The 9,605-nt window shown below is 34.5% G+C and carries 5 protein-coding genes and 2 tRNA genes; 3 read left to right on the top strand and 4 right to left on the bottom strand.

Annotated elements, in window-relative coordinates; all coding sequences use genetic code 11:
- Window positions 1-426: 426 nt before the first annotated feature.
- Entirely contained in the window at window positions 427-1,734 is a 1,308-nt protein-coding gene (gene gltP, locus M998_RS18265) for a glutamate/aspartate:proton symporter GltP (RefSeq protein ID WP_068444832.1), read from the top strand.
- A 628-nt stretch (window positions 1,735-2,362) separates the two neighbouring features.
- On the opposite strand, the gene M998_RS18260 is transcribed toward gltP, so the two are convergent.
- The 3 genes from M998_RS18260 to M998_RS18250 all read right to left on the bottom strand — a co-directional run bounded on the left by M998_RS18260 (window position 2,363) and on the right by M998_RS18250 (window position 2,998).
- Window positions 2,363-2,587 carry a hypothetical protein gene (locus M998_RS18260; protein WP_068444834.1) on the bottom strand — a complete coding sequence of 75 codons (225 nt, stop codon included), beginning with the start codon at window positions 2,585-2,587 and terminating at the stop codon, window positions 2,363-2,365.
- A 242-nt stretch (window positions 2,588-2,829) separates the two neighbouring features.
- A tRNA-Thr gene (locus tag M998_RS18255) sits at window positions 2,830-2,905 on the bottom strand.
- Between the two features lie 5 nt (window positions 2,906-2,910).
- Window positions 2,911-2,998, bottom strand: a tRNA-Ser gene (locus M998_RS18250).
- Between the two features lie 216 nt (window positions 2,999-3,214).
- Here M998_RS18250 and rcsD point away from each other — a divergent pair.
- Together rcsD and rcsB are read left to right on the top strand one after the other, a co-directional pair.
- Complete coding sequence (rcsD, locus tag M998_RS18245; protein WP_068910190.1) at window positions 3,215-5,926, top strand: phosphotransferase RcsD; 2,712 nt, start codon at window positions 3,215-3,217, stop codon at window positions 5,924-5,926.
- A gap of 4 nt (window positions 5,927-5,930) precedes the next feature.
- A complete protein-coding gene (gene rcsB, locus M998_RS18240) occupies window positions 5,931-6,581 on the top strand; it encodes a response regulator transcription factor RcsB (RefSeq protein ID WP_068444838.1) in 651 nt (216 codons plus the stop codon).
- 65 nt (window positions 6,582-6,646) lie between these two features.
- On the opposite strand, the gene rcsC is transcribed toward rcsB, so the two are convergent.
- The gene (gene rcsC, locus M998_RS18235; protein ID WP_231906754.1) at window positions 6,647-9,439 is read right to left on the bottom strand and encodes a two-component system sensor histidine kinase RcsC; all 2,793 of its coding nucleotides are present in this window, start codon (window positions 9,437-9,439) and stop codon (window positions 6,647-6,649) included.
- Between the last annotated feature and the right edge of the window lie 166 nt (window positions 9,440-9,605).

The raw sequence follows: 9,605 nt of genomic DNA, 5'->3' as shown, positions 1-9,605 counted from the left end.
TTATATATTTTTCATGTCTATTTTCATTTATTAATTATATTTAATACTTTTTTCACTTCCTTTCATAAGACCATTCTCAATAAAGTCTATTATTCAATCTGTTTTCATTCATTGATTGTTACAATCTCGCCAAATTTACACAAACAAAACATTAATAATACATTTCAGAAACAATTGATTATAATTAATGTTCCTCAAAAATTAACATTTAATGAAAATAAAATTACACAATAAAAGATGACATTTAATATTTAGTTACAAATAACTATAAAACAGAAACATATGTAACATTTTGATATAAATCACCTATAGAAATCATTCAACTTTAACGAGTTAACAGTTGTAGTTTTCTCGAATATTCGTTATAAAATTTATGATAAAAAAAATACATACATAAAAATTATTAATATAAAAGAGATTTCATCTATGACATTAAACCACATGACTAAAAAGAAACCATTTAAGTTTGGCCTAGGATGGCAAATTTTGGTTGCTCTTATTTTAGGTGTTGTTGTTGGTGCGCTATTGCATGACAATACAGAGTATAAAGACTGGCTTATCTTAAATATATTATCCCCTGCGGGTAAAATATTTATTCAATTAATTAAAATGATTGTTGTCCCTATTGTTATTTCAACATTGATTGTTGGTATTGCAGGTGTAGGAAATACAAAACAATTAGGTACATTAGGTTTTAAAACGATTGTTTATTTCGAAATCATTACGACAATTGCGATTATTGTCGGTATTTCATTTGCCAATATTTTTGAACCCGGTGTCGGTATTGATATGTCTCAACTAACTCAAGTTGATATATCTCAATATGAAAAGACCACTCAAGAAGTCGAGAGCCATCCTTCCGGTATCATCAATACGCTTTTAACATTAGTGCCTAGTAATATATTCGCAGCAATGGCAAGTGGCGATATGTTGCCGGTTATTTTCTTTGCTGTTTTATTTGGCTTAGGTCTTTCTTCACTTCCTTTAGAGAAAAAACAACCTTTATTAAACGTTTTACAAACTTTCTCTGAAACCATGTTCCGTGTAACTAACATGATCATGCTGTATGCACCGATCGGGGTATTTGCACTCATTTCTGTTACCGTTGCAAACTTTGGGTTTTCATCTTTGATCCCACTGCTAAAATTAGTTGTATTAGTTCACTGTGCGATCATTTTCTTTGCAGTAGTCGTACTAGGACTTGTTGCACGTTATTGTAAAATTAATATCTTCATGCTGATGAGGATATTAAAAGATGAGCTTTTACTCGCTTATTCAACCGCCAGCTCTGAAACCGTTTTGCCTCGCATAATGGATAAAATGGAAAAGTATGGCGCACCAAAATCGGTTACCAGCTTTGTTATTCCTATTGGTTACTCCTTCAATCTTGATGGCTCAACCTTATATCAAAGTATTGCCGCTATTTTTATTGCTCAACTTTATGGCATCGAATTATCCATCGGACAAGAACTTATTTTAGTCTTCACCTTGATGATTACGTCGAAAGGTATCGCAGGCGTTCCCGGTGTCTCGTTTGTAGTTCTTTTGGCAACATTAGGTAGCGTTGGTATTCCCCTTGAAGGCTTAGCCTTTATCGCTGGTGTTGACCGAATTTTAGATATGGCAAGAACTGCACTTAACGTAGTCGGTAATGCCTTAGCCGCACTCGTTGTGGCGAAATGGGAACATAACTATGATGAGAAAAAAGCACGAGAATATGAAGATAGTTTTTGATCAGTAATGAGTGCCAAAGTTAACGGCACTGCGCTAATACAATGACAAATTGCACCTTTATTTTGTAATAAATATTAGGTGCAATTATCTCTAATAAAGAAAAGTCTAGTTATTAGTACGTAACATCAAGATTTCTTTCATCTATTTCATGATTTTTTTTTAGCAAAAATTTGTTTTACTGCTATTCTAAAAACACTAAATAATTTATTTTTAGTCAGCAGTTTGTTTAGTGAGTTTAAGCAGGAAACAATGAATCAAATAAGAAGATTTCTTTTGTTTTTAACGGTGCTTCAGCACCTGATGGTAATATTTGTTTTTTCGTTATCATATTTAATGCTACACAACTGGTTTTAACAGCAAAAAGCCTCGCTATTTAAGCTGTCCAAAAAATGAGTGCAATTCAATTGCGGGGCTTTTTATTTGAAGCATTATTTCTCTATTTTTCTGTGTAGGGGAATCGCTGCAGACTTAATAGATATAATGACTCACCTCAAGAAGAGGTTAGATTAATTTTGTCGTATCATAGCGCCGAGTATTTTAATGTGATCCCCATACCCATTACAATCTGCCCTTATCACCCGATCAGGAAGTAGAAACCAATTTTTTTGGTCATAGTACCCTTTTCTATTTATATCTTTTTTATTACGGCTTGATATTTTAATGAAGCTAAAAGGTAAGTTACATCGATCGTTAACTTACATAAATTAAAATGGCTCTCACCTTCATAAATGACTGACCAGCCCTTAAGTTGAATTATACTTCCGTCACTTAATAAAGTACTTATTTCTCTATCATTTGCCATTGCATAAATGCCCACACAACATAGGATTGTCCCTAACAATAACCTTTTCATCTCACCATCCTATAAATAGTTTCAATAATGCTAGTTTATAAGGAGGGGAGTTTGAAGCAAGCATACTGAGCTATTTCCTATAAACTTACCTATAAACTATAATTTGCTATGTTGAAAAGAAAATAATAACAAATACCTTTAATGGCACAAATATGTCCCATCAGCTATTAAAGGCCGTAAAATAACATGAATTACAAGATAGAAAAAACCCGTTATCTCTTTCGAGATAACGGGTTCTTATTTGGTGCCGGCTACCGGAGTCGAACTGGTGACCTACTGATTACAAGTCAGTTGCTCTACCAACTGAGCTAAGCCGGCTAATGTGGCGGAGGGATAGAGATTCGAACTCTAGGATGGTTACCCATCGGCGGTTTTCAAGACCGCTGCCTTCAGCCGCTCGGCCATCCCTCCATGGGGCGCGATTATGTAGGAATCCCGTCCCCTTGTCTACCCCTGTTAGTAAAAAAATTGCTTTTTTTACATCGTTTGGCTAATCTTCACTCAATTACTCTCTATTTAACAATAATAATGGTAATATCTGGGCAAAATTGGTATCTACAATATACCTAGGCGTATGATTTTTAATCTAAATAATATATTTTTGCCGACAGGACTACGCACGACAATATGTACAGACAATCAATCTTAAAATCCACCACACTTTCGCGCATTTTTATTGCGTTTATTCTGTTACTTATCGTGATGCTTTCCCTGTCACTATATAACTACTATCATGCATGGCAGCAAAATCGACAAACTGCGCTTGGTAGCATGGCAACTCGTTTGGCCTATCAAATTGAAGATTACCGATACCAAGCTAGCCATATGTATAAATTGGCTAATGATAAATCAGTGACAGTCCCAATTGATCAGCACGCTATCACCGAAGTTCGCCACGATGTCTATTGGATTAGTAGTACTAACCAAACCATTGATTCAATTGTTTTTGGTGATAATAAAGAAAGCAACAGTATTCTTGCCACAAAATTGGCTAACTATATGGAGATTGTTTGGGGTGCGCGTAATGAATTTAACTCTATGTATTACCTTAATGGTCAAGATAATACACTAGTCCTTGTAACAACCCATTCAATCCTGAAACCTGAACTACGTTATAAAGAAAGCTATTTAACATTAACCGCTGAAGAAAAGCGGGCTGATATGCTGACACAGTCAACATTGCTTGATCGCCGAGAAATTATTTCGAATGTCCAGAAATATGCACCGGACAATGTATTCTATTATACCTATCGACTGATGTTTAACTCACCGGGCCAGCTGACCAGTGTCATCTCATTTGATATTTCAATTAATTCACTTATTCCTTTTAGCTTACAGGGCAATAACCTAACGATTAATCCACGTACCAGTAGTACAAGCAACACTGAGGCGTTAGTTACCATCGCTGGAACTAATCTTATATTTTCTCAGTCTATTGAGGGTACGAACTATCAAATTCATTACAGAGTCTCAGCTAAAGATATTATTATTGAAATCCTTAGTTATAATTTTTGGCTAATTACCTGCATATTAGCTGTAGCACTCCTAGCGCTACTTGCTACTATTTTTATTCGTAGTCGAATTATCTCACCCAATACGACAATGTTACGTGAGTTACAGTTTAAGGAAGGCGTTAATAACGATATTATCAATAATATTTCTTATGGTATTTTAGTTTATGACTTTAATACCAACAAAAAAATATTAAGTAATAATATTGCGAATCAACTACTTCCATCGATGGATTTAACACACATAAAAGAAATGGCGACTGATAACCATGATGTTATCCAAGTCTCCATCGAAAATAATGTATATGAAGTCATTCTGATCAATAGCACAATGATGGAAAATGCGGTTCTTTTTATCATTGTTGATAAAGATAAAGAGGTATTGACGCAAAAGCGCCAAGAATTAGCAACCAGAGAGTACCAAAAGAATATTCTGTTAAGAAAAATCGTATTTGAGAATATGATCAACGAAATTTCACCATCTTTAAAGAAAATCGATGCTGCGATGACTCATATTGCTCAATCAATACATATCGAAAACCTTAATCATGATATCTCACAACAAGTCATAGAAATTGAAAATCACCTTCATCATATTAATAACTGGTTTACCAATATTGAGTTACTAAACCAACTAGAAACACAAACAGATAAGCTTAAAACTGAAAAAATTTCTGTTTCCAACTTAGTTAGCCACTATCTCAGACAAAACTTATCTCATTTTAACCACAAAGGCTTAGATTTGTATTTTTATAACAATATAAATCCAGACTCGTTAATCGAAACTAGCCCAACTTATTTGCAAAATTTATTGCAGCTTATCTTAGAGTATTCAATTGCGACGACATCCTTCGGAAAAGTTTCAGTTTATTTAAACTATCAAAGTGATCAGCATGTGGTCTCGATCAGTATTAAAGACAGTGGCATCGGGCTTACAAACCAAGAATTAAATAATCTACAAAACCCATTTGCAGGGCAGATTCCAAACCCTGCTCAGTTCACTCGCTCTGGAATAACATTTTATTTATGTAAGTTATTAACAAAGAAAATGAATGGCATGTTTTCGATCAAAACAAGTGGCACTATCGGTACTCACTACGAAGTCACTCTACCCGCAATGAATGCCGCAATCGTGAATGATTACCCTACATTACTGGAAGATATTTACGTCAGGCTCAATATCCACAACTTGGATATTTCTCGCATTGTAAAAAGCACCTTAACTCATTACGGTGCTGAGTCTCTTGATATCAATGAAAGCTCACCTCATTCTGACTGGGACCTGCTGGTCACCGACAATAATGAAGAAGGCTTCAAAAATATTATTAAGATAAATGGCCGCCTCCCAGAAATTGATATAGTCTCACCAAATTATATTGAAGCTAATGCTAATTTTGCTGACCAACTCATTGATGCAATTTCATTGTTAATTGAAAATTCAGAGTTACAAGACAATAACTCTGTCTCATTTTTTACTGAATCACTTGATAATCAAGAAGCTTCCGTGATATCAAGTGAGTCGTTAGAAAGTACACTTTGTACTTATCGTTCAATTTTATTAAACAGCGATTATAAGGATTTGTTTATTACAACAGTACCGATAGATATTAATAAACTGTATAATAGTGATAGTGTTGGGGATTTGACCGAATTGAAAAACACTGCACATCGTTTAAAAGGAGTTTTTGCTATGCTCGATTTTAAATGTCTCCACAAACTTTGTGAAGACTTAGAACGTTTTATAGCAGATGAAAACGGACTTGAAATAAGAAATCGCATTAGAGAACTGGATATCTCAGTGAAAAGACTAATGCCAGAAGGTAACTAATAATATGAATAACCTAAATGTCATTGTTGCCGATGATCATCCTATTGTTCTTTTCGGTATCAGAAAGTCACTTGAACAAATTGAATGGGTGAATATCGTTGGTGAATTTGAAGATTCAACATCTTTAATTAACAACCTAGCGCGTTTGAATGCCGATGTGCTTGTTACTGATTTATCTATGCCAGGCGATAAATATGGTGATGGAATTACGTTGATCAAATACATCAAACGTCATTACCCTGACCTATCCATTATTGTTCTAACAATGAATAATAATCCAGCAATTTTAAGTGCTATTCTCGAATTAGATATTGAAGGAATTGTTCTTAAACAAGGTGCACCCGCTGATCTACCTAAAGCTCTAGCCGCTTTACAAAAAGGGAAAAAATTCACGCCAGAAAGCGTTAGTAAGCTTCTAGAGAAAGTAAATGCAAGTGGTTATGGTGATAAGCGTTTATCACCTAAAGAAAGTGAAGTGCTACGTTTATTTGCAGAAGGTTTTCTTGTCACCGAGATCGCGAAAAAACTTAACCGCAGCATAAAAACCATTAGTAGCCAGAAAAAATCAGCAATGTTAAAGCTTGGGGTTGAAAATGATATCGCCCTACTTAACTATTTGTCTTCTGTTACCATTAATAGTACACCTTCAGAGTAACAATTAATTTGCTTTTTCTGACAATAAAAACCCGGTTCTCGGGTTTTTATTTTTTCATGTAACTCTTAAGAACAATATTGAATAAGTGTGCCTTTCAATACAGCAATCGTTGTCGGTTTAGAAAGACAATCATTCATTCCTGCATCAATACAACGCTGTTTTTCTTCTGCCATTGCATTTGCTGTCAGTGCAATAACGGGCAACTTAAAGCTTCGATTACGGATTTCACGCGCTAATTGGTAACCATCCATATTTGGCATATTCACATCCGTTAGAACAATATCAACCTTATGATGTTCAAGATATTTAAGTGCATCAATACCATCAACTGCAGTGCCAGTTGTAAATCCAATGCTGGCAAGCTGCTCACTCAGTAATAAACGATTGATTGGATGGTCATCAACAATTAAAACATTATACCCCTTCAAAGCGCTATCTGTTTCAAACAAACTGCTGCTTTCCTGTATACCTCTTTGTGGTAAATCGTTTGTTTTAACAATAACTTTATCTATCAATATCGCTAATTTATCTAACTGATAAGTGTTATAGCACCACTCATTTGAAGCTACCTCTCGGAGATCCCCTGTATATAGGCTGGATAACCGTATTATTTTGTGGCTTAGAATATTTACTTGGTTATGACGATCGGTAATCAACAAATCATAAGTTGTATTTTCATCAATTTGATCCTCATCAAGCACAATAAATTGCTTGTGCTTTAATAACCTAGATAAATAATTCATCAAAAATTCATTTTGACAAATAATTGCAATTTGATAGCTTAAACGATATTCAGGCGTTAAATGTTCCAGATATTTTTGGCCATAAAGAGGAATTCTTATCGTAAATGAGCTACCAATACCCGATTGAGAACTAACTTCAATGTCACCATCCATCAAACTGACCAACTTTTCACAAATAGCCAACCCTAAGCCGGTTCCTTTATGACCGGTATTGTTTTGATCATAGACTTGGAAGAATGGGTCAAAAAGTTGCATAACCACAGGTTGAGACATACCAATCCCAGAATCTCTGATTTCTATTTTTAGATAATGGTCATCTTTCCTGACATACAAAAGCACGAAACCAGAGTCAGTAAATTTGATACTATTATTAATGATATTTGAGATAACCTGCTGTAATCGAACAGAGTCATTCAAAATAAGATCTGGAATATCCGGTTCGATATAAGAATATATCGAGATACCTTTTTTCGTTACTAATGGCAGATAATTTGCCAAAACAAAAGAAAAAACATCCCGACAATTAAACAGTTTATTTTCTATCTTCAACTGCTTAGATTCGATTTTTGAAAAATCTAAAATATCACTGATAATTTGCAACAATAATGCCGAAGAATTATCCATTGTTGAAACAAGCCGAGTCGCTTTTTCTGATAAATCATAACGCTGCAATAGTTCAATATTACCAATGATCCCATATAATGGTGTTCTTAATTCATGACTTACTGTCGCTAAAAACATTGATTTTGCATGGTTTGCTTGCTCTGCCGCATCTGCGACATCTTGCAGTGATTTTTCCATTTGAACACGAATGCTAATATCGATAAGCACACAAATGGCAACGTCTTCATTTTGATAACGTGAATTGACAAAGCTAATTTGTAAGTGCGTTCCGTTTGTAGTTACCACATCGATATAATTACTTGATTTTTGTCGAATAATTATCAGTATCCGCTGCTTATCATCTTCACTGAGCAAGCGAAAATAGTCATGAGCCAATTCATTACTTAATATATTTCCGCCATCTGTCAATCTTAAGATAATAATTCCAACAGGCGCTGAAGCAACAATTTTATGATTAAATTGTTCATGTTCTTCTAAGCGAATAGCCGTATTTGCCGCGGGTAAGAGCATTTTTCTTTCTAATAACCAAATAAGAAAGAAAATAAGAATTCCTGTAAAGATATTAGCCAATACACCATAGAATATTGAACCTTTCAGGTTTTCTAACATTTCCGTCGTTGCGATCGAATAAATAACCGTCATATTCGTTAAGGAAAGACGCTTTTTGAATATGAACTTTGAGTAATCAGAGTTAAAGCCAAAAAATGCAGGTTCGCTAATATTTAATAATGTCGAGTTTTTAGGATTAGGTTCTGATGTAGAGTACAAAACAGGCTGATTATAAGCGTTAATAATCATTATTTCGATAGCTCTATCATTGCGCAGGTTAAACTGATTCAAATTGATTGATCGTTCTAACCCAATAAAAGCAATGATTAATTCATCTTTTATAATTGGTTGGATTAGATAAATCTGGCCACTATCAGTTTGGGCACCATGTATGATTGTGTATAAACTTCTTTCTTGCCCTTGTAACCTTAGGCTTTTATAACTTTGCAGGCTTTCAAACGCCATTTTTTTCAATATTTCTATATCCGATACCATAGAGCGGATGGGGTAGTCCACTAAACAATAACTGCCAGTACCGACTAAAAATACATGATTAAGCCCTTGAGGTGCTGCAATACTGTCTTTCCAAAAATAATTTAGCTGCTCAAATGCAATTAAATAAGCATCTGCCTTCTCTTTAAAAATATCACAATTTGAATTACGGGTCAGAGGGTAAAAAGAATATAGTGACGAATTAGGTAAAGCCATAAAATCTGACTGACGCCCAACTTTCTCTCGATACTCTTTTAATTTAAGCTCATGTTGTTGAGTCATCGTATGAATTGACTGTAACGATGCCCCTGTTTGCACTATATAGGCTTGTAAATTTTCATAACCGGAATGAAATTGCTGACGTATATCCGACTTATTTTCATTAAATTGCATATAGAGAAAAAATAAAGTGATAAAAACACCCATACCCCACAACATCAGGCCGAGGATACGAAATAAATCTCGAGATAATCTGAGTGATGTTTTAAATGAGGGTAAATATCTCAATCTTTTTCCTACGCATTGGTATCACAGCCATTAAGTATACCCGAACAACTTAATAAAAAGCGATAACCATGAACGGTAATGACAGCGAACAACCGTTTTTAGATCGAGT

The organism is Providencia heimbachae ATCC 35613, from assembly GCF_001655055.1.
GTDB classification, from domain to species: Bacteria; Pseudomonadota; Gammaproteobacteria; order Enterobacterales; family Enterobacteriaceae; genus Providencia; species Providencia heimbachae.
This window is presented reverse-complemented; position numbering and strand designations above follow the sequence as displayed.

Coding starts and splice junctions, on each gene's coding strand:
- rcsB (WP_068444838.1), top strand. CDS start 5,931: ATGAATAACCTAAATGTCATTGTTGCCGATGATCATCCTATTGTTCTT.
- rcsD (WP_068910190.1), top strand. CDS start 3,215: ATGTACAGACAATCAATCTTAAAATCCACCACACTTTCGCGCATTTTT.
- gltP (WP_068444832.1), top strand. CDS start 427: ATGACATTAAACCACATGACTAAAAAGAAACCATTTAAGTTTGGCCTA.
- M998_RS18260 (WP_068444834.1), bottom strand. CDS start 2,587: ATGAAAAGGTTATTGTTAGGGACAATCCTATGTTGTGTGGGCATTTAT.